This is a genomic window from Algoriphagus namhaensis (genome assembly GCF_042649705.1).
In the GTDB taxonomy this organism is placed as follows: Bacteria; Bacteroidota; Bacteroidia; order Cytophagales; family Cyclobacteriaceae; genus Algoriphagus; species Algoriphagus namhaensis.
This window is the reverse complement of sequence record NZ_JBHRZS010000007.1, coordinates 228,452-249,701: the sequence shown is the minus strand read 5'-3', so window position 1 is coordinate 249,701 and position 21,250 is coordinate 228,452. Positions and strand designations below refer to the sequence as shown.

The window sequence follows — 21,250 nt, the reverse complement described above, 5'->3', positions numbered from 1 at the left end:
CGACGGAAATTCCGTCGCTCATCATTTTATTCAAAGGGTATATTTATTCTTTCTTTTGCTGGATTCGCTCAAATACGAGCTTGCCTCCACTTGCCTCCTCGCCTATGGGTTGGATTACGAGTCGCTTTCCGTCCAATTCTACGATCTGTGCTTTCTTGATTTCATCCTTTTCATGGATAGTGATGATATTCCCATCAGCCAACTCAATTTTTGCTTGCTTTAACACGATTTGAAATTTTTCAAAATCAGTGTATTCTAAAATATCACCTGTCTTGAACTTATAGACCGTGTTTTCAAGTCGAAAATTAATTTTGGCCTCTACTCCACTTCTAAATTCGGGGCCACTACTCCGGTATTGAGGCGAGGCTTTCACCTTCTCAATTCCATCAAAATAAACCAATTGCCATTCTCCCACGAGATCGCTGTATTGGATCTGGCTCGTACTCATCGTGAGCCACAAAAGCAGTGTAGTTAGCATAGATATCTTCATAGATGCCCATAGGGCAATTTCTTTGCCAAAAAACAAAAGACTGAAGAGATTTCGAACTAAACCCCTGATTTAAAGGATATTGAATCAAGCCATACGATAGTTAACCCTTTAGCTAACCACTTTCTCGGATAGATACGGCAGCCATTCTTCGGCACTACTCTGTGCATAATTTGCCAAAAAATAAGAAAGTGAAGGCTTGAACGGCTCTCGCTTTAATCGCATTCCGGCTTCTTCAGGAAGCTTATCTCCTTTTTTGACATTGCATCGATGGCAGGCTGTCACCAGATTAGTCCAGTTGCTTTTTCCTCCTTTGGATCTAGGAATTACATGGTCAATGGTAAGTTGCTTCGTGCTTTCGCAATATTGGCAGACCCCTTGATCTCTGCGAAAGAGATTATTCCGATTCAAAATCACTCCCTTGTAGGGAATGTTTTTATAGGCATTGAGCCGGATTACTGCAGGATAATCGAAGCTTCTGCTGACAGTTCGAATTTGCAGAAGTTCATACGTAGAAAGGCAGTTTGCCTTATCCATTAGGCAAAGTACGATCGCTTTTTGTGCCGATACTATCGCAACCGGCGAATAATCCAAATTGAGCACTAAAACGCGTTTCTTCATCCTATTCTAAAAAAGACTTTGTTTCCCAAACCGCATCCTCGGCGTAATTGTTCGTCACTAGGCGTTCCCATTCGTAGCAATCGGATACCATGACTTTATTATTTATCCAAAGGACCTCATCAGCTCCTAAATATAAGGCTAAGCCCAGCCTTTCTCCATTTGAGTCTTTCACCAAATGAAAATCGCCTGGTAAAGCCTCATCCCCCTCGATAATTTTTCCCGGAATCTTGGAGTGGTCAAAGGAATAACCTCCCACAGAAAACACCAAAGGAAAAAACCATTGATGATCCATTCCAAAAATACTTCTACCGCCATGTTGGAAAGGAGTATTGAGAAATTTCAAAGCAATATCGATCAATTCCTCTCGTGATGCCTTCACAATATGACTTCGAACAGAACCAGTGAAGCCCACATGATCCTTCCAGTTGAATAATTCGATCTCCGAAAAATGAAGTCTACTACCTGGCAAGAGATATAAATTCGTCCCTAGGTATTCAATGGCCGCGATTGGGCTATTCACCACCTGATAGTCAGCACTACTAAATCTGGAATAATCCTGTGCGGTAATTTCTTTTAAAGCGTCGCTGGTGATCCAGCCTTTGATTCCTGTGTCTTCTTGGAAAATTTTGAACCAATTCCGATCAGGAGTTAGTGCAGTGACTAGATAGCATTCCCCAAAAAGCAATTGACTGGTGAGTGCTGACTCGAATGTGGGCGCCGAATAAACCGGTAAAATAGAAAGTCTACAAATGCCGTATGCGTCAATTAAAGGCCATTCTTTGAATTTCTCTTTTGGCATCTTTTTCCTTCAGATCTTCTCTTTTATCGTGTAATTTTTTACCTCGACCGAGAGCTATCTCCATTTTAGCCAGACCTCGATCATTGATAAATATACGAACCGGAATCATAGTAAGCCCCTTTTCAGCGGACTTAGTTTGCAATTTTTCAAGTTCTTTTTTATTCAACAAAAGCTTACGATCTCGGATCGCCTCATGATTGTAAGAGGCCGCCATGCTGTACGGGGCAATGTGCATTTGACGTACAAAAAGCTCCCCACGAATAAAAACACAAAATGCCTCCGTCAATGATACCTTACCTTCACGGATAGACTTAATCTCAGTCCCCTTGAGGACCATTCCAGCGATGTACGTATCGATGAACTCGAATTGATAACTCGCTTTCTTATTTTTGATATTGACAATTTTGTCAAACTTCTTTGGCTTAGACATACGACTAGATCTTCATTTTGGCTAGCGGAGCCACATCCATAGTGGTAAAATCTCCTGCCAGATACTTGTAATGGGCAGCGATGGCAATCATCCCGGCATTGTCGGTACAATACTCAAATTTGGGCACAAATAGTTCCCATCCTTTTTTACGAGCAAGCTCATCCAAAGTCTGACGCAAGCCTGAATTTGCCGAAACTCCCCCTGCGATTGCTACATTTTTCACTCCGTAATCTTTCACCGCTTTTTCCAGCTTGATGGTCAGCATTTTGATCAGGCTGTATTGAATGCTGGCGCAAAGATCATTTAGATTTTCTGTGATGAAATTGGGGTTTGTAGCCAATTGATCGCGAAGAAAATAAAGCACGGCAGTTTTAATCCCGCTAAAAGAATAATCAAGCTCAGGCATTCGAGTGATTGGAAATTCAAATGCTCGTGGATTGCCTGCCTTTGCATATTTATCGATAAGTGGCCCACCGGGATAAGGCAAACCCAATAGTTTGGCAGTCTTGTCAAAAGCCTCCCCTACGGCATCATCACGAGTTTCACCAATGACTTCCATCTCCAAATGACTCTTCACCAAAACCAACTGAGTATGTCCACCGCTCACAGTTAAGCAAATGAAAGGGAATTCGGGTTTTGGTTCATCGATAAAGTGAGCCAAGACATGCGCATGCATGTGATTCACCTCAATGATTGGGATTCCTAGACCGTAAGCAAAGGCTTTTGCGAAGCTCACCCCTACCAGCAATGACCCCATCAACCCTGGCCCTCGAGTAAATGCAACAGCAGACAAATCTTCCTTCGCTATGCCCGATGAAAAAACCGCCTCCTGAACCACAGGGATTAGATTTTCTTGATGCGCCCGTGAGGCCAATTCCGGAACAACTCCGCCATATTTTTCGTGGACTGATTGTGTGGCGACAATATTATTAAGTACTTTGCCATTCACGATTATGGAGGCAGAAGTCTCGTCGCAAGAAGACTCAATCGCTAGAATAGAAATATCTTTGGTACCCATTGGAAAAGAACTCGAAAGTTACGGATTTTTTATATAAAGCCCTTCGAGTATTACTCCGTGTCGTCTTTTCACTGATTCTCTTTTTCATTCTTTTCGCCCTATCTCTTCAGATTACGGTCGTACAGAATTTTATGGTGGACAAGGCCACCGCTTATCTGAATCAAAAAGGGGAATTCAAAACAGAAATCGGCCATATCACCCTCTCTTGGTGGGATGTCCTAAAGCTGGAGAATGTATCGATCAGAGATCATCGGGACAGTATCATGATTTCCGCTGAAAATCTCACTGCTGATTTTGATATTCTATCCATTCTTCCTCCCGGAGATATTCTGATTGACCAAATTCGAATAGAAACGGGGAAAGTACAATTGATCACCCATCAAGGTGATTCGCTAGTGAACATTAATCGTTGGACTACAGAGCTTGCCGAACTCTTTGGAAGTAGCTCCTCTTCAGGTAGCGGCCCGGCCTTTGGCATTGGAGAGATCGAATTGAGACAAATGCAATTCGCTCTCCTTAACCTTAACCAGCCTCCAATCGAAAAGGGTTTAGATTATAATCGCCTCCAATTTGAAGGAATCACAGCAAATGCAAGTGATTTTTCTTTTGAAGATGGAACGATCAAACTCAATATCGGACTGCTCACCGGCATAGAAATCAATTCCGATCTAAATATCCGAGAGTTTAGAACGAATTTCACCTTTTCCCAAAGGCAGATGATCTTCGATGAGCTAGATCTCAAGTCAGAGAACAGCCGAATCCAAAACTATCTTCGCTTTGATTACGATTCGGTAGGTTCCTTTTCAAATTTCATCGAAGATGTAGTCCTTACGATCAATATGGAAGAAACCGTCTTGGATCTCAGTGACCTGATACTTTTCGCACCAAGCCTTCCGAATATAGAAGATCAAATCATTATCACCGGAGAAGTCACTGGTACGGTCTCCGATCTTACTTCTGAGGAATTTCTGCTTCGACTAGGGCAAAAAACAGAAGTCTTCGGTTCCTTCCAATTGGATGGTTTACCCGATATTGAAGAAACCTACATAAGACTGTCTCTCCAGAATTCAAGAGTACTGGCCAGCGATTTGGGGCCATATTTACCGGACTCGGTCAGAAGACAAGTAGCAAAGTTTCGTGAAATTAGATTAGATGCGGATTTCGCAGGCTATTTGAGAAGATTTGACACCAATGGAGAGTTCAAAACATCCATCGGAAATGTCTCAGGTAGGGTTCGATTTGATGAAACGGGTGATCTTCCCACTTTGGTCACAAATGTGTCCGTAGAAAGACTCAATCTTGGGGTAATCGCTGAAAACCCTGAATTATTACAGCTCATCAGCCTCGAGGGAAGAGTCAACCTGAAGGGAAATACTGCTGAAAATATTGTCATTGATATGGATGCAAATATTTCCCAGCTTGGGTTGAATCGCTACAACTTCACCAACATCCAAACAGACGCAGAATATGGCTTAAATCTTTTCAAAGGAAGTATTTCAATCAATGATCCTAATTTAAGAATGGCGGCCAATGGATCGGTCAACTTAAACCCATCAGTTGATTCCATCCGCATGAATGTATCCGTGGACTCCGCCGTCTTACATCAAATTAATTTATCCGAAAAGGAAGCTTTCCTCAGTGGAAATATTGAATTGGATACCAAAGGAACTAGGCTGGATGATATCCAGGGAATCGGACGTTTTAAGAATATTCAAGCCGGCTATGAAGGCAGATTTCTGGATATAGGAGATTTCAATTTCCAATCACTTTTTGCAGGAGGAACGCGGACAATATCCATCAACTCAGATTACCTGGTAGCAGGTGCCTCGGGCCAGTTTAATCTAGAACAAATGAGTCGGGATCTACCTATTCTTTTCGACCAATATTTATCGATTATCCTCAATGAAGAGCAGCCCATAGCAAACCTTGAAGAGAATTTCTCTGAAAATTACAGTGCTGATTTGAATGTAAGACTTATCGATGTCAACCCTATCATTCAGCTCTTTGAACCCAAACTATCGCTTTCACCAAACACAATTCTAGAAGGAGCTTTTTACCAGACTCCTGAGAATACTGTATTTAACTTTTTCACAAGTATTGACGAATTGACTTACGATAATTATAAGGCTAAGGAAATCAATGTCGATTTCAACACCTCCAAAATCATCAACAGCGAAGATATTTTGGCCTCTTTCTATGTGTACTCCAAGTCCCAATCTTTAAGCGATGAATTAGATTTTACCAATTTGGGTTTTGAGGCTATTTGGGATCAAAATCAAATGAATCTGGATTTTTCCCTTGACCAGGATTCCACCCAAAGTTCAGCTCGGATCAATGCTATAGCTAAATTTTCCTCCGAAAGCACAACTTTCAATTTCGCTCCTTCCGTCCTTCAAGTTTTGAACAAAAACTGGGAGTTTGATCCTAAAAATGAGATCAAAATTCGACAGGAAGGAGTACAGATCGAAAACCTGAAAATTGTGAATGGGGAGCAGTTTTTGGCACTCGAAGGGAAAATCAGTGAAAACCCTGAAGACCAACTTAATTTGGCCATCAATAAGGTTGATATTTCAATTCTTAACACACTTACTCTTCAAAACTTTGATGGGATTGCTGATGGTTTAATCACTTTACAAAATGGATATACCAATCCGGAAATAGAGGGTTCTCTGGGCGTCGAAAATCTCGAAATCAATGCTTTTCCGATAGGAGACATCGTAGGTAGTGCTCAAGTCGAAGGAGATCGTATGCTTGTAAGCTTGGAGAATGTAAGATCAAATAAAAAAACCTTCGATTTGAAAGGGTCTGTCGGTCTTGAGAATAAGGATTTGGCAATTCAAGTGAAATTAGACGGCACAAACCTTGTCACACTGGAGCCTTTTCTTTCAAAATATGTCTCCAACCTTAGTGGAAGCACAACAGGCAACTTAGAATTTTCAGGGACTTTAGATGCTCCAGTGGTATTAGGAAGCACCGATATTTCCCAAGGAAAAATGAAGATCAACTTCCTCCAAACCACCTACCAAATCGACGGGGGGATTGTCTTGACTGAGGGGCAAATCAGTTTCCGAGAATTGATTTTCCTAGACATCAACGGAAATAGAGCAAACTTCCAAGGAGGTATTAATCATAAAAATTTCAGTGACTTTAACCTGAATATCGGCTCTGATCTGACCAATTTTCAGGTCCTCAACACACAAGAGTCTGACAATGAAAGTTTTTATGGTGAGGCCTATGTCACCGGCACGCTAGAGGTAATCGGAAGCACAAATAATCTGGACATAAATGCACGCGCCAGAAGTCAGCCAAATACAAAGATCTTTATCCCATTGTCGAGTAGTACCACTCAGGTGCAGGAAGATTTTATTCGAATCATTAATATCCGAGACACCGTTCGTATCCAAGAAATCCTGGAGGTGGAAGATCGTCTGGATATTCAGAATGTTCGGATGAATTTCGTGCTTGATATAACCCCGGATGCGCTTACGGAGATCATCATCGACCCAAAAACCAATGAAGGAATTCAAGGCCGAGGTCGAGGAGTGTTGACTTTAAATATCGACACACAAGGGAACTTTGGACTATCTGGAACCTATGAAATTACGCAGGGACTTTACAACTTCTCGCTTTACAATGTGGTAAACAAGCAGTTTAATATCCAACCTGGAGGTCGGATTACGTGGTTTGGAGATCCCTACGAAGGCCTAATGGACATCACCGCAGAATACGTCGAAAATGTATCTCTTCAACCTATTCTTGCTGCCACTACTATTGATGATCAAAGCTCCCAAAATACGCGACGCTACCCCGTAAAAGTGGTTATGGACCTGAATGGTGAATTGCTCTCTCCTGACATTGAGTTTGGTTTCGATTTTTCTGAATTTCCAAGCAGTGGAGATTTTCAGACGACCATTGCCGCCTTCCAAAATAGAATTGCCAATGATGAGCAAGAAATGAACCGACAGGTGTTTTCAGTGATTTTGACCAAATCCTTCTCACCCGAGGGGCAATTTAGTGGAGTAACCAACATTTCCTCCAGCCTTGGTCAACTTTTATCTGCCCAATTGAATAACTTTTTGGGACAGGTGGACAAAAATCTTGAAGTAGATTTTGATGTAAATGCCCTAGATCAAAACACTCTTGAAACCTTCCAATTGAGCGTAGCCTATACTTTCTTAGATGGAAGACTCCGAGTATCCCGAGATGGAGGATTTACCGACAATAATGGTAATGCGGACGCAGCCTCTATCATCGGAGACTGGCAAGCTGAATACACCCTGACTGAGGATGGAGTCTATCGAATCCGAATTTTCAACAAAAACAACTTCAATACCTTCACCTCACTTTCGCTTTCTCAAAATGTGGCTACTTATGGAGTCGCTTTTTCGCAAAACGTCTCTTTCAATTCTTTCTCTGAACTTTTTAAGAAAATCACACAGAAGAAAAAAGACAAACTACGCCTCAATGATAATGATGACTACCTTCGATATGAGGATGGGCAAGAATGGAAACCGATCAATCTCGACCGCCTTGATGAGCGCTACGACTCTCTTCAAAATGTGAGAAAAAACATCCCACCAGAAAGTGATAATTAAGTAAACAAAGTGATCACTCTGTGACTTATCAAAATAAAACCCATGTCAAAAATTTCAATTTTTTGGTTCAGAAGAGACTTAAGGCTTCAGGATAATACGGGGCTTTTCTATGCTTTGCAGCAAGAAAAAAATGTGCTCCCTCTATTCATATTTGACCGAAATATCCTCGATAAACTTGAAGATAAAACTGACGCTAGAGTCAATTTTATCCATGATCAAATCACCTACCTAAAAGGGGAATTAGAAAAAAAAGGAGGAAGCCTCTTAGTAAAATACGGAAACCCCTTAGATGTTTACAAGGACCTCCTAGATGAGTATTCTGTAGAGACTGTCTACACCAACCGAGACTATGAGCCCTACGCTCGTGAACGAGATCAAGCGGTAGAAAAACTACTCAAAGAAAAGGAGGTGGAGTTCATGACCTTCAAGGATCAATTGATTTTCGAACCAGATGAAATTGTAAATGGCTCGGGCGAGCACTATAAAGTTTTTACTCCTTTTAGTCGTCAGTGGAAAGATAAATTCAAGGAGCTCAAGTTTGACTCTCTGTCAAACCCCAGCTGGAAAAATTTGTACAATCCGGATAAAACTCTTGAGATGATTTCATTGAAGGAAATGGGATTTGCCACATCAAATGTCCCGATTCCTTCGCCAGAAACGTCCGATAAGCTCATTAAAAAATATGACGAAACCCGAAACTTTCCAGCAATTGATGGGACCAGTCGATTAGGAATTCATTTGAGGTTTGGCACTATTTCTATTCGTCAGCTTGCCCAGCGCGCAGCCGGCCTGAATGAAATATTTTTGAATGAATTGATCTGGAGGGAGTTTTATATGATGATATTGGCTCACAATCCGCAGGTAGTGGACAAAGCCTTCAAACCAGCCTATGATCATATTCCTTGGCGTCATGATGAAGTGGACTTTAAAGCATGGTGCGAGGGCAAAACAGGCTATCCTATTGTGGATGCAGGAATGCGAGAACTCAACGAGACAGGCTACATGCACAATCGAGTTCGGATGGTGGTGGCATCCTTCCTCACCAAGCACCTGCTTTTGGATTGGCGCTGGGGAGAGGCCTATTTCGCCAAGAAACTTTTAGATTTTGAACTAGCTTCCAACAATGGTGGTTGGCAATGGGCCGCTGGCACCGGAACGGATGCACAACCTTATTTCAGGGTTTTCAACCCGACCTCCCAAATGGAAAAATTTGACAAAAATCTCGAATACGTAAAAAAATGGGTCCCCGAATATGGTACAGAAAAGTACCCTAAACCTATCGTGGATCACAAATTTGCGCGTCAGCGAGCAATAGATACTTACAAAGAAGCTTTAGACAGATGAACATAGGCGATCGGGTGCGAATGCTCCACGGAAATGAAGAAGGAGTAATCCGCAAAATTTCCGGAAATCGAGTGGAAGTAGAAATCGAGGATGGATTTCAAATTCCCGCGATGAAAAATGAAGTGGTTTTGATTTCTCAAGCAGAAGAAAAGCATTTTCAAACCAGACCTAAAGAGGACCCAGCCGTAAGCTATGAGCCGACAGGCTCACACAGTAAGCCAAGTTCCTTATCCTTGGCCTTTATCCCCATCAATGATCAGCAACTCAGTGTGTATCTGATTAATGGAAGCAAACGCTCCTTTCTGGTCATGATCAGTGGCATCCATGGTCCCAACAAGCAAACTCTCTTTGCAGACCGTATCGCCGCTGGCACGCATCAAAAGTTTGACAATCGCATGCTCCAAGATATGGATCAATGGCCAGCGTTTCATGTCCAAGCTATTCCTATCCACGAGCGTCTTGAAAAGGCTGCTCCTGCTTTCGAAAAAACGATAAAAATTAAAGGAACTCAGTTTTTTAAACATAGCGCTAAGGTGCCCATGCTAAATAAGGATGGATATCTTTTCCGTTTGCAAGATGATCACCAAGAACTTGACATCCGCTCTTTGAATGCCGAATTAGAAACCATAAAACCTAAGCAAGAAGCCCTCAAAATCATTAAACCTAGTGCTTCTATTGATCTGCATATTGAAAAACTGGTGGCACAACCTGAGGGTATGAGTAATTCGGAAATGCTTAAAATTCAGCTTTCAGAGTTTGAGAAAAATCTAGACCAAGCCATCGCCTCGGGGATGGATCAGATTACCTTTATTCATGGGATTGGCAATGGAGTTTTGCGCAAAGAAATTCACAAGCGCTTGAGTCAAATGAAAAATATTAATTACTTTCAGGATACTCAGAAAGACCGCTGGGGCTATGGAGCAACACTGGTCAGAATTTCCTAGTCTATGACCAAAAGACTTTCGCCGATTTTTCCAATTTTCGAAAAGCAGCATTCGGAAGCAAAAGCTATATTTTTTCATCTCATCAAGCAGATGAAATCTAAAAAATCTATCGAACTCCTAGGGAAAGTTAGCTTTTTGGAGCTTTTTTCAGAGCTCATGATTTCTGTCCACATGGACGAGCAAATCATTAAGGAAGATATCTTTTCTCCCTTTAGACCTCTTCAAAAAAACCTTAGAAAAATATATCATCACAAGCTCGTAGAAGCCAGCTTACAAGAAAAAATTAAGGAAACGGGTAAGCACTATAATCGCTTTTCTAAACAGCTTGACGAGTACAAAAAGGACCTTTATAATAAGACTTATGATATGATTGTGGGCAGTACGCTAGAGCATTGGGATGAATTTCACGACGTAGCCCTTGAAGCGAGTAGAGGGCTAAAACCCTTAATGCTCAATTCGGGTATCAACCAAGTAATGCGGCAGGAATTGGAACAGTTTCATCTAGATCAAACCGGCACCCTAGGAACGCAAAAGCTTAAGGAAATATATCAAGGAATTCGTCGGATCATCATTTTGGAAAACATCCTGATCCAAATTGGTTTTAATTCCATTTTCCCATCCGAAACGCACGATGAAATCAATGAATTAAAGGATAGCTTGAAAGTTTGGTACAAAGCGCATCTTACCTTGCAATCTCTCACTTATTTCATCAGTCATGAACCTCGGCCTTCGGCAAAATATGTAAACTGGCTCAAAGATCTCACCAAGGTAAAGAAAAGCCTGTCCCTCAAAGCTGAAGGACAGGCCAAATCTCTTTTTGACAAACTATTGGTTTGATCAGATCGCAGCAAGGGCTGACGAAAGATCATTTTTCAGATCCTCAGCATCCTCTACTCCCACACTGAGACGAATCAAAGAATCTACAAGTCCTACTTTCTCTCTTTCTTCCTTTGGAATACTAGCGTGAGTCATGGATGCAGGATGACCGCAAAGTGACTCTACACCACCCAAAGACTCCGCCAGGGCAAAAAGCTTGAATCCTTCCATTACTTTTTTGGCGTCGGCCAAGCTATTTCCTTTTAAGGTAAATGAAATCATCCCCCCGAAGTCGCGCATTTGCTTTTTAGCGATTTCATGGTTCACATGATCTTCAAATCCAGGCCAATATACTTTCTCCACTTTCGGATGATTTTTCAAATAAGCAGCAATGGTTTTCCCATTCTGAGAATGTCTTTCCATTCGGAGATGTAGCGTTTTGATCCCACGCAACACAAGAAAACAATCCTGAGGTCCTGGAGTAGCTCCACAAGCATTTTGAATAAAAACCAATTGCTCAGCAAGCTTGTCATCATTGAGAATTAACGCTCCCATCACGACATCAGAATGCCCACCCAAATATTTGGTCACTGAATGCATCACGATATCTGCTCCCAAATTCAAAGGATTTTGGAGATATGGAGAGGCAAAAGTGTTGTCAACTGCAAGCAATACCCCATGTTTTTTAGCGATTTTTCCCATGAGTTCTAGATCAATGATATTCATCATGGGATTGGTAGGAGTTTCTACCCAGAGCATTTTGGTATTGGAATTGATTTTTTCTTCAATCTTCTCTGGATTGTCCATGGGAACGAAATGAAATTTAATTCCGTACCGTTCAAACACCTTTGTAAACAATCGATAGGTTCCTCCGTACAAATCGCTCGTACTTACGATTTCATCACCGGGAGAAAATAGTTTGATCACCGCATCAATTGCGCCCAAACCAGAAGAAAAACAAATCCCATGCTTTCCATTTTCAAGAGCTGCGAGATTATTTTGAAGGGCGGTTCGGGTGGGATTATGAGTTCTAGAATACTCATATCCCTGATGGTCGCCTGGTGACCGCTGCACATAAGTAGAGGTTTGAAAAATAGGAGTCATGATAGCTCCTGTAGATGGATCAGGTTCTACTCCGGCATGGATCGCTTTGGTTCCAAATTTCATTTAAATTGCTATTTAGGTGATAATTGCCCCTTCTTTGGGCAGGTGATAGAATAAGCCTTTTTGCTTGATAAATGTTCCTAATTTTTGCGAATTGGGAGAGTAAAGATGGCAAAAAAGACAAGCTTTATCAATGATACCCTTAGGTTTTGATTTCATTTAGCGAAGTAGATACATTTTCCCATATCCTTTGTTGAATGCCCTGTCCCCTGCCGTGGGTCTGTGCTCAAAAAACTGTCCATCTTTTCTGACCAAAACCCGATAAATGTAAACGCCATTGGCCAGCTGATCCCCGTATTCATCTTTACCATCCCAAGCAAAATCGGTGATATTATTTCCGATCCGAATCGGACCAAGCTCATTCTGCAAAATCTCCCGCACCACTCGCCCAGTTACTGTCATAATTTGAATCTTAAGTTCATCAGGAATCTCGGAGCCTGTCAGTGTGAAAACAAACCGCACACTCGTGCTGAATGGGTTGGGATAAGGATAAAAATTAGTGATTTGGGACTCATTGACCACTTCAAATGACATTTCGTAGGGCTGTGGTGAATCCTCATTTACTACCCTAAGCGTGTATCTCCCGTCCGCTAATGGCCCTGGCACAAAGGAAACTTTAAAATCTGAATCTTCGCTGGCAGGAGTCCAATTTAGGTTTGGATTGGAGAAGTTTACTCGCTCAAAATTGCATCCATCACAGTCTTGCTTCAGGAAAATTTCCATGCCAAGTGTATCCTTTTTGAAAAGCAAAGTTTCTTCGTTCTTCAGCACAGCTGTGATCAACACATTGGGAGAAACCAAATCTCCATCCATGATATACACCCCATCGTAATTCACATCGAGAATAGAACTTGAATTGTCCCCCTCTACCACAAAATAAGCTCCCATATCGATTTGGTTATTTCTATAGGTTTGCTCTCGTTGAATTCTTGGATTAGCAAAGACGAGCAACTCATTCTGCCCAGCATTACCTACTGAATTGAAATCGATGCGGAAGGTAAAGCTTTCATTCGCCTTCAAAGCAGGGATTTTTCTCGTAAAATCTTCTTCCTTTCGACTGTCTACATTTCTTAAAGTCCAGTTCACCTGAACCGAATCCAAAAAGTTTTTATTGGACACATTGGTAAAGGTAAATTCCAAGCTAGACACCTCCCCTTCTCTTAGCTGTATCTGTTCTCTATCTGCATTGACGGTAAGGACTCCTTCTGGTACACCTTCAAAATTCACTTGCCATCGATCAAGCTGGGCAGGGGCCGTTGATTCAGGGTCATCCATGCGGTATTGTAGCCTGAGATAGGGATAAGTCTGAGCCGAAATGGAAGAAAGATCCACCTCTTTATCAAAAAAGCCTGACCGGATCACATCTTCTTGTCCATTGTCTCGCACGCCGAGCACTTCAAAGGCGCTAAACTCCTCCTCATTGATCCATTCTCGGGCATTGACATTTTGGAAAAACCGTTCCCAATTTCTTGCGGGCCCTATTTTAGGTGTTAAAATCCAACCTGACGTCAAGTAGCCTGATAGATCTGTCTCAAAGGATAAGGTTTGCTGATTTGAAGGAACCTCAAAGTTTGGATTGCCAACAATTTCGATTGCCTCACCAGGTCGCATCCCTTTTTTACCGTAAAGGATATATGGATCTCCAGTTTTCAAGCTTCGCAAAGTTGCCTCGTTGGCACCAAACTCCCGTAGACTGGCAAACGCTTGGTCTGGCCAATCCTCGAATGTCACATTTCCAACGGTGAAAATCACCACATAGTCACCATCTTTAACACCGCGTACATAATCTTGCAAAATCCGCTGCCCCGGAGTGGTAATCCAGGAATTCTGAATACTCTGAATGACTTGAGGAACTCGCCCACAAGCCCGTGGGTCCAGAATATCAAAGCCCGGAATTGGGATTGCCAGATATGGGAGCAATGTCTTCTGCTGAAAAGCCACCAGTCCAAGCGATCCATTGGGACACAGGCGACTGTTGGCATTATTCACATTATCTAATATCTGTGGAATCTCATTGAGATAAAATTGGGTATTCCTAAAGCTCAAAGTGTCGACTCCACTTCCGATCGTAAAGACTTCTACACCTAAGTTCTGCTCTTCGTATTTCCACTGTCGATCCGCAGGATCAATTTCGAGGTTATCAAGTTGGCTTTTCTCGAGCTGCGATACAATTCGCTGAGTCCAGCCAGAGGGAGAATCTTTGATCACCGAGAAACTAGATGTGGTCCATATATCTGCCTCACCTTCGCGGATATCCTGAAATTTTGATCTCCAAAAATAGGTAGCACTGTCCTGCTGAGTTGGTAAACTCAAGCTCCATTCTGCGAGGTTTTTGGTGCTGATCCGAGTTTCCTTTCTGAAGGCAGAATTGAATGAGGGTACGCTATCAAGCTGCAGAATAATCGTACGCTCCTCGATTGATTTTCCAGGCACCTGAGCAATCACACTCACTTCTGCCGTTGGTACTATACCGAAATCCAAGGGACTGATATTCAATGATCCACTTAGTGGAATGAACTCAGCGATCGTTACCATGTTGTTCACAAAAGTCATCTCCTCCACCTTTCTGCTTGGGTTTACTTCAATGGTAAAAGTATTTTCTCCAGCTGAAATTAGACCTTGATTTGGAAGGGAAAAAAGCAAAGTATCCGCCCTAGCGATATAGGCGATATCTACTGGGTCATAATTCAGGACAGTTCCTTCAGGCAAAGTCCTACTGATTCGGTAATCGAGGGAATCCGTATCAACCCTACCAATATTTCGAAGTACAAAAGTGAGCTGAATACTGTCTGAGAGCGAATTCAAAGTCTCTCCATTAAAGCCAGAAATCTCTACTTCTTCCTCAAGAACTGCATAATCGGCCTTTGCCGATGGAAAAATCCGTACCCCAGGGTCTCCAAGCATAACCATCTGCTCCATGTGCGAATAACTCAATGCCCCTAAGCCATATCGAGCCACAAAATCAGCCTCAGCCTCACGCTTTACTTCGCCAATCGTCCGATAGATCAAAGTGCTATCTGAAAAGGCTTTGGTGTAAAAAAGATCCGAATACCTCCTCAAATAAACATCAACTCCAATGGATGTATTTGCCATCAAATTTGTAGCTCCTTTTCTCGGAGTGATCACCCAGTCTTCTCCCTGCGTATATACGGAACTGAATGCACTACCATAATCACATCCATTGAATAACATGATCGGATACTTACCACGATTTTGATAGTTCAGTGTAGGATCGGACGCAAAACCTATTTCAATATCAATAATCGTGGGCGCTCCGTGCCCAAAAAACGTAACCATAGACCTACCTTCATTGAGGTCACCACTGATATCTATGACCTCCACTACCGAATTAGAGCGCTTTCTGTATGTGGATACATTGCCGCCCAAGTAGAGACCTTCAGCGACGTTTTTAAATCCGTTCAAAAAATTGAAATACCTATCCAATTCAAATTCTGAAATTCCTCCAGCCAGATGAGTGATTTCCTTTTGCCAGGGCTCAGAGATTCCCACCGCGTCCTTTTCTATGGCTTTTTCTAAATAATTAGCCAGATCTTGGGCATTTTTGGAAGGAATTCGCCCGACCGCCATACCCGGTGCATTGGGATCTTCAGGGTCCAATCCGATGACATATGAATTATCAGAAAAAGGGTATCCTCCTGGAGGCACCAAATCCTGAAAAGTAAATGCGGATGGATTATTTCTGTAGAAAGAAGTCACACCGCCACTCCTAGTTGAAGAGTAAACGGCCATGGCACGTCCCGCTAGCAGTAAATGAGTGGGTCTATGAATGGGATAGTACGCTTTTAAAAACTGAAAAATACCTAATGGGGTACGTTCCCCGTAGGCAAACTGATCGTAAATCTCATCAATATTCACTGTGAGTACATCAAAGCCACCTCCCTCGGGCGAGCTTCGGTGTGCGGCATAGGCTTCTAGGGGATTAGAATATAAAGTGGTCTGTTTTTCAAGTTCTTTGTTCCCAATGATGATATAATTGGCTTCAGGAGCCAGAATATTTCGAAATGTCCGTCTCTGAAGCGTATCAATAGCCACAATTTCGGATTCTTTTTGAACGAGAATTTGACTGGAGTCTTCTTCCACCGAACCGAGAAAAGACATTCCTGATGCAAGAGTTGTGAAGTTCACCTTCTGTGGATTTATTGGATCCGATACTTCAAGTCCTACATATTTATCAGAGACTGAACCAAGTGAAATTCGGCTATTACCAGCTCCTGTGATAAACGTTTCCTCGATTAATTCTCCAGATTCAACTTGCTTTGTGTACTCAATTTTGACAAAACTCAGCGAAACATTATCGACATCTTCAGAACCTGAAGGGAGAACTTGAACCAAAACCTTTCCACTAGGATCAAAATCTGAAGCCAATAAATCAAATGAAGGCTGTGGGTAATCAAAGCCAGAGAAATTCCGGGTACCAAGTAATCTTTGCGAAGAAGAATTTGGCCCAACGGAGATTCTGATTGAATGAGAATTTTCCGACCGTCCCACAAGTCCAATTGAAAGCCTACCTCCAACCCCAGAAGCAAGAATTCCCAATCCATCAAATTCCACGGTGAAGGCCTGTCCTTTTCGAATCAAACCACTCATCCAGCCTTGCCCCCTGTCATAGCTGGAAAGCCTAAAACCGAAAGCGTAACCCACTCCAAGGGAATATTGATCACTAAACACTCGTAACTTTTCAGTCTTATATCTACTTAGTGACGGGATCTGTTCTGTTGGCGTAGGGCGTTGCCCCATCCTTTTGCCAGGCTGGGAATCCACGGTTAGAAAATAAGCCACCGTATCAGAATGGGTATTAAAATATGGATTCGGAATACTATCTGATCCATAGAGTGGGAAATCCAAAGTGGCGTCATTCTTTTTCCCATAAAACTCTATGAAATCTCCAACGTCTAATCGACCATCATTTTCTCCGGAAATAAATACAGCAACTTCCTGCCCTCGATGAAAAATGTGAATATTTCGTGGGTCAAGATTATTGAGATTTAATCCTGATTTTTGGAGCACATCTGGTGCTATTCTATGGATACCATCCTTGCCAGTTTGGATTTTGTAATAGACTTGCTCAAAATTGATCCAGGAGTTGTCCTGCGCAACAGCCTCTAGCCCAAGCATGCTGATCCAAAGGAAGAAAACGAGTACCTTTTTCATTTTTACCATCCTTTAAATTTCCTAGAGTCAGATTCCAACCGCTCCAAACTTACTTTGACACTAAATATATGAGAGTAGGGCGTCTCGGATACATTTCCAATATCGCTCAAAGCATAGTCGATTTGGAAACGATTATTGATCAACACCCCAAGTCCTGCGCTGGGTTGAAAATTGATGGATTCCTCCCCAGTAAAGTCTTTGATATATTGAAAAGTACTCACTCCTGCTCTGAGAAAAGCGAGCCGCTGAAAACCCAACTCCAATCCTACCCTAGGGTCTATACTCATCAAAGAAGAACTGATTAATGTATTTCGCTGTCCGTCAAAAGTAACCTCAAGATCCAATGCTGTCAAAAGCGAAAACTGCTCTCCCATAGTCCAGAGATAGCTGATACTGGGAATGGCCCTTGGCAAGGTCAACTCCAGGGAGTTTACCGGAATTTCATTATTGGTTTGGGAAAAAATATCGCGAACCATTTCTGCATTGTGTGACCAAGCATTGAAAGTGGTGGTGATATCTCGAAGCATTAACCCAGCCGTCAGACGTTCCTTTACATAGAGTGCGCCCACATCGAGGCCAAAACCCCAAGCCTTTGCGAATTTGCCCACATTTCGATGGACAACTTTCGCATTGACTCCCACTTTAAAATGATCCGAAAGGTCTCGAGCGTAACTCAAGAGCAGCGCGTAGTCTGCAGCGTTGAAGAATTGAATATTATTATAATTCAGTGCTCCGTTGGCATCATATAGGAATCGGGTATCAGGAATATCGTCCACACCAAAGCGAATTAAAGACACTGCAACTTGGCTTTCGGTTTTGATAGGGGTAGAAAAACTCAGGTAATCATATTGAGCCACTCCTCCGAAATATTCCGAGTGCATGAGGCTAAACTCATACTTGTGTTCTATTCCCATCAGCGCAGCAGGATTCCAATAGGAAGCGGTTACATCACGAACAGAAGACACTTGAGCCCCTCCCATTCCTAAAGCACGAGCACCCACACCTATGTTTAGGAACTCATTGGAATATTTTGGAGCAATAGACTGGGCGAAGGTAAACTGCTGACTGAATGCCGCAAATAGACTACATAGAACGAATACTTTTTTCCCAATCACAACTCGAAAATAAACTAAATTGACCCACAAGGGAAATCTTGAGAAAATTAATTAAAAAAAGATCAGACTGGTGTACGCCTGCGTACATAATTCTGTCCAGTATTTAACATTTTTTCATTTTTGGAAAACCCAAATTTTTTGGTTCAAAAAAATTCTCAAGTCCGAGGCAAAAATTCAAAAGTACCCTTATTGATCTATTTCATGGTTTTTCCAATAAAAAAGCATCAATTCTGACTTTTTATTACCTAGAATTAGGTAATGCAAGGTAGCAGGTAAAAAACTGGTATCATTTTTCTTTACTAATAGAGCGACCAGAAAAAATACTGGCACCAAAAGCTGAAAAATCACGAAAATATGAATGTTGCAAACACACAGATTCAAATGCGCAAGGGCCTCCTGGAGTTTTGTGTGCTGTACATTATTTCTCGAGGCGAGGTGTATACCTCAGACCTCATAGAGGAATTGACAGCATCCGAAATGATTGTGGTGGAAGGAACGCTATATCCTCTACTCAATCGGCTGAAATCTGCCGAGCTAGTCCAGTACAAATGGGTAGAGTCCGAATCGGGACCACCGAGAAAATACTATTCCATCACAGATTCAGGTAAGGAGTTTTTGAACACCCTAGCCAATACTTGGGAATCACTCGTGCAATCCACAACTCAAATCACCTCAAAGAAATGAAAAAGACCATAAGCATAAATATCAGCGGAATCCTTTTCCACATTGAGGAAGATGGATACGACACACTTCGAAAGTATCTCGAAGCGATTAGCAAGCACTTCTCATCCTATAAGGATAATCAGGAGATCATCTCTGATATCGAAAATAGAATTGCTGAAATTTTTATCAGTAATCTAAAAAACAACAAGCAAGTCATCACTGCTGAAAATGTCGATAAGCTCATCGAGAAGATGGGAACTATCGAGGATTTTTCGGTCAGCGAAGAAGAGCTTGTCGGTGAGAAAGAAGAGAATGAAAGTCAAGAAAATTCTGAAGACTACTACAAATACGTAGCCCCACCAGAGTCTGAGGCAAAAGGCTATAAAAAACTGATGAGGCTTGAAAACAAGAAAATCCTAGGGGGAGTTTGTGCCGGATTTGCGAAGTATTTTGCGATTGACCCACTTTGGGCAAGATTGATTGCCATTCTTTTGCTTTTCAGTGGTAACCTAAACTTCAATTACGATTTCTTCGATTTCTTCCCCTTTGATAATTTCAGATTCAGTTTTGGACTAGGGTTCCTTGCCGTGGTAGCATACGTAGTACTATGGTTGATCCTACCTGTGTCCTACGATATTGAAGAGGATAAAAATATCAAAAAACTCTACCGAAACCCAGATGACAAAGTCTTAGGTGGTGTATCGAGTGGTATGGCTGCATACTTTGGAATCGATGTGCTATACATTCGATTGGCCTTTGTCGTCCTAATTATCGCTGGTGGATCTGGTCTATTGATTTACTTGATCCTTTGGATCATCACTCCTGTGGCGAGTTCGATCACAGAGCGGATTCGAATGAAAGGTGGTGAAATCACACTGGATAATATAGACACAACGCTAAAGGAAAACCTTAACCCTCGTGCTCCAACCCAGACTTCAAGAACCCGAGAAATACTCTTGACACCATTTCGAGTGATTGGTCAGGTGATTGATGCCTTGGGACAAGCATTGGGACCATTGGGTATGTTTATCCTAAATGTAATTCGAGTCATTTTCGGTCTGTTTGTATTCATCTTTGGTTTAGCTATCACAATAGCTCCTCTACTCGCTTTATCGGTTTATTTTGGAGTCCTACAAAGTCCAGATTATCAAGCCTTAATCGATAATTTTCCACTTGAGCTGTTCTCTAATCTAGTACCAATCTGGTTAATTATCGGAGCGTCAATGCTCATGATTATTCCAGGTATCATAATTATACTTTTGGGAATCAGTGTACTTGCCCAAAAAAATCTCATTGGAGGACGATTTGGCTTGGTAGCTCTAGGTCTGTGGCTATTGTGTGTTGGCATTTGCGCCTTCCAAATCCCGCGAATCGTTGCACAATTTAAGTCTGAGAACTGGTACAAAACCGAAGAAGTCATCCCCGTATCTCAAGGAGTGATGATCTTGAAAATGAATGAAATCGGCGAAGAAGCCACCTTTAATAACGTAAACCTTAAATTGGAGGGCAGTGCGGATTCAATGGTGGTCTTGCGTCAAGAGTACTTCTCAAGAGGGAGAAGCAAGGCTGAAGCTATGGAAAATGCAAAATTGATGGATTATCAGTATACACTACTTGATTCTATCGTGACCTTTGAAGAGGGATATGACATATCATCCCTCGACGTGTTCAGAGATCAGAAATTGAATTTGATCCTTGAGATTCCTTATGACCGTCCATTTATTATGGAGCGATCCCTGTTGGATATTCTTCGAAACACCATTTACAGAAATGGCTTCAGATCTGCTGATGTTTCCTATGAGACCGTATGGGCATTCAATGAAGAAGGACTTGTGTGCCTTACGTGTGAGGAAGAAAAGGAATCAGATGAGGAGCTCATTGAGGAGGTTGTCGAAGAAACTGATGTGATCGAGGAGCTCGAAGAGGAAATCATGGAGATTGATAGCGCGGCTATTACCAAGGAAATCAGAGACAGCATTACTAAAGCTAAGTTTGCAGACTCTTATTTCATCAAAAAATAAAAAACCACCACTTCAAAGCAGAGGCATTCTTCGGGATGCCTCTTTTTTTGTATCTTCTCCA

14 protein-coding genes are annotated in these 21,250 nt (G+C 42.0%); 6 read left to right on the top strand and 8 right to left on the bottom strand.

All coding sequences use genetic code 11. The features are described from left to right. Positions 1–43: 43 nt before the first annotated feature. From ACFOSV_RS09380 to tsaD, 5 genes are all read right to left on the bottom strand, one after another. A complete protein-coding gene (locus ACFOSV_RS09380) occupies positions 44–478 on the bottom strand; it encodes a hypothetical protein (RefSeq protein ID WP_377905746.1) in 435 nt (144 codons plus the stop codon). Positions 479–598: 120 nt separating this feature from the next. Beyond that, positions 599–1,108, bottom strand: a complete 510-nt coding sequence (locus tag ACFOSV_RS09375; RefSeq protein WP_377905745.1) for an HNH endonuclease — start codon at positions 1,106–1,108, stop codon at positions 599–601. 1 nt (position 1,109) lies between these two features. Next, positions 1,110–1,907, bottom strand: coding sequence for a hypothetical protein (locus ACFOSV_RS09370; protein ID WP_377905744.1), 798 nt, complete (start codon positions 1,905–1,907; stop codon positions 1,110–1,112). Then, positions 1,870–2,337, bottom strand: coding sequence for an SsrA-binding protein (gene smpB, locus ACFOSV_RS09365; RefSeq protein ID WP_377905742.1), 468 nt, complete (start codon positions 2,335–2,337; stop codon positions 1,870–1,872). The genes ACFOSV_RS09370 and smpB overlap by 38 nt, the downstream gene beginning before the upstream one ends. 4 nt (positions 2,338–2,341) lie before the next feature. After that, positions 2,342–3,355, bottom strand: coding sequence for a tRNA (adenosine(37)-N6)-threonylcarbamoyltransferase complex transferase subunit TsaD (tsaD, locus tag ACFOSV_RS09360; protein WP_377905740.1), 1,014 nt, complete (start codon positions 3,353–3,355; stop codon positions 2,342–2,344). On the opposite strand from tsaD, the gene ACFOSV_RS09355 reads away from it, so the two are divergent. The 4 genes from ACFOSV_RS09355 to ACFOSV_RS09340 are packed head-to-tail and all read left to right on the top strand — an operon-like array spanning position 3,355 to position 11,075. Further along, complete coding sequence (locus ACFOSV_RS09355; protein WP_377905738.1) at positions 3,355–7,950, top strand: translocation/assembly module TamB domain-containing protein; 4,596 nt, start codon at positions 3,355–3,357, stop codon at positions 7,948–7,950. The two genes, tsaD and ACFOSV_RS09355, sit on opposite strands and share 1 nt — an antisense overlap. A 42-nt stretch (positions 7,951–7,992) precedes the next feature. Then, on the top strand, positions 7,993–9,294 hold the full coding sequence (locus ACFOSV_RS09350; RefSeq protein WP_377905736.1) for a cryptochrome/photolyase family protein: 1,302 nt from the start codon (positions 7,993–7,995) through the stop codon (positions 9,292–9,294). After that, positions 9,291–10,238: a Smr/MutS family protein gene (locus ACFOSV_RS09345; protein WP_377905734.1), complete on the top strand. Its 948-nt coding sequence runs from the start codon at positions 9,291–9,293 to the stop codon at positions 10,236–10,238. Before ACFOSV_RS09350 ends, ACFOSV_RS09345 begins: the two co-directional genes overlap by 4 nt. A 3-nt stretch (positions 10,239–10,241) precedes the next feature. Then, a complete protein-coding gene (locus tag ACFOSV_RS09340; RefSeq protein WP_377905732.1) occupies positions 10,242–11,075 on the top strand; it encodes a hypothetical protein in 834 nt (277 codons plus the stop codon). On the opposite strand, the gene ACFOSV_RS09335 is transcribed toward ACFOSV_RS09340, so the two are convergent. From ACFOSV_RS09335 to ACFOSV_RS09325, 3 genes are all read right to left on the bottom strand, one after another. Beyond that, the gene (locus tag ACFOSV_RS09335) at positions 11,076–12,221 is read right to left on the bottom strand and encodes a cystathionine gamma-synthase (protein ID WP_377905730.1); all 1,146 of its coding nucleotides are present in this window, start codon (positions 12,219–12,221) and stop codon (positions 11,076–11,078) included. 156 nt (positions 12,222–12,377) lie between these two features. Continuing rightward, positions 12,378–17,390 carry a putative type IX secretion system sortase PorU2 gene (porU2, locus tag ACFOSV_RS09330; RefSeq protein WP_377905728.1) on the bottom strand — a complete coding sequence of 1,671 codons (5,013 nt, stop codon included), beginning with the start codon at positions 17,388–17,390 and terminating at the stop codon, positions 12,378–12,380. 2 nt (positions 17,391–17,392) lie between these two features. Then, positions 17,393–18,505, bottom strand: a complete 1,113-nt coding sequence (locus ACFOSV_RS09325; RefSeq protein WP_377905726.1) for a putative type IX sorting system protein PorV2 — start codon at positions 18,503–18,505, stop codon at positions 17,393–17,395. Positions 18,506–18,859: 354 nt separating this feature from the next. Between ACFOSV_RS09325 and ACFOSV_RS09320 the strand changes: the two genes are divergently transcribed. Continuing rightward, positions 18,860–19,189, top strand: coding sequence for a PadR family transcriptional regulator (locus ACFOSV_RS09320; protein WP_377905724.1), 330 nt, complete (start codon positions 18,860–18,862; stop codon positions 19,187–19,189). Continuing rightward, complete coding sequence (locus ACFOSV_RS09315) at positions 19,186–21,189, top strand: PspC domain-containing protein (protein ID WP_377905722.1); 2,004 nt, start codon at positions 19,186–19,188, stop codon at positions 21,187–21,189. Before ACFOSV_RS09320 ends, ACFOSV_RS09315 begins: the two co-directional genes overlap by 4 nt. Positions 21,190–21,250 lie beyond the last annotated feature (61 nt).

What these genes read in the sequence shown, in the direction of transcription:
- tsaD (WP_377905740.1), bottom strand. Translation starts at nt 3,355, where the DNA reads ATGGGTACCAAAGATATTTCTATTCTAGCGATTGAGTCTTCTTGCGAC.
- smpB (WP_377905742.1), bottom strand. Translation starts at nt 2,337, where the DNA reads ATGTCTAAGCCAAAGAAGTTTGACAAAATTGTCAATATCAAAAATAAG.
- ACFOSV_RS09335 (WP_377905730.1), bottom strand. Translation starts at nt 12,221, where the DNA reads ATGAAATTTGGAACCAAAGCGATCCATGCCGGAGTAGAACCTGATCCA.
- porU2 (WP_377905728.1), bottom strand. Translation starts at nt 17,390, where the DNA reads ATGAAAAAGGTACTCGTTTTCTTCCTTTGGATCAGCATGCTTGGGCTA.
- ACFOSV_RS09375 (WP_377905745.1), bottom strand. Translation starts at nt 1,108, where the DNA reads ATGAAGAAACGCGTTTTAGTGCTCAATTTGGATTATTCGCCGGTTGCG.
- ACFOSV_RS09320 (WP_377905724.1), top strand. Translation starts at nt 18,860, where the DNA reads ATGAATGTTGCAAACACACAGATTCAAATGCGCAAGGGCCTCCTGGAG.
- ACFOSV_RS09340 (WP_377905732.1), top strand. Translation starts at nt 10,242, where the DNA reads ATGACCAAAAGACTTTCGCCGATTTTTCCAATTTTCGAAAAGCAGCAT.
- ACFOSV_RS09370 (WP_377905744.1), bottom strand. Translation starts at nt 1,907, where the DNA reads ATGCCAAAAGAGAAATTCAAAGAATGGCCTTTAATTGACGCATACGGC.
- ACFOSV_RS09345 (WP_377905734.1), top strand. Translation starts at nt 9,291, where the DNA reads ATGAACATAGGCGATCGGGTGCGAATGCTCCACGGAAATGAAGAAGGA.
- ACFOSV_RS09380 (WP_377905746.1), bottom strand. Translation starts at nt 478, where the DNA reads ATGCTAACTACACTGCTTTTGTGGCTCACGATGAGTACGAGCCAGATC.
- ACFOSV_RS09315 (WP_377905722.1), top strand. Translation starts at nt 19,186, where the DNA reads ATGAAAAAGACCATAAGCATAAATATCAGCGGAATCCTTTTCCACATT.
- ACFOSV_RS09350 (WP_377905736.1), top strand. Translation starts at nt 7,993, where the DNA reads ATGTCAAAAATTTCAATTTTTTGGTTCAGAAGAGACTTAAGGCTTCAG.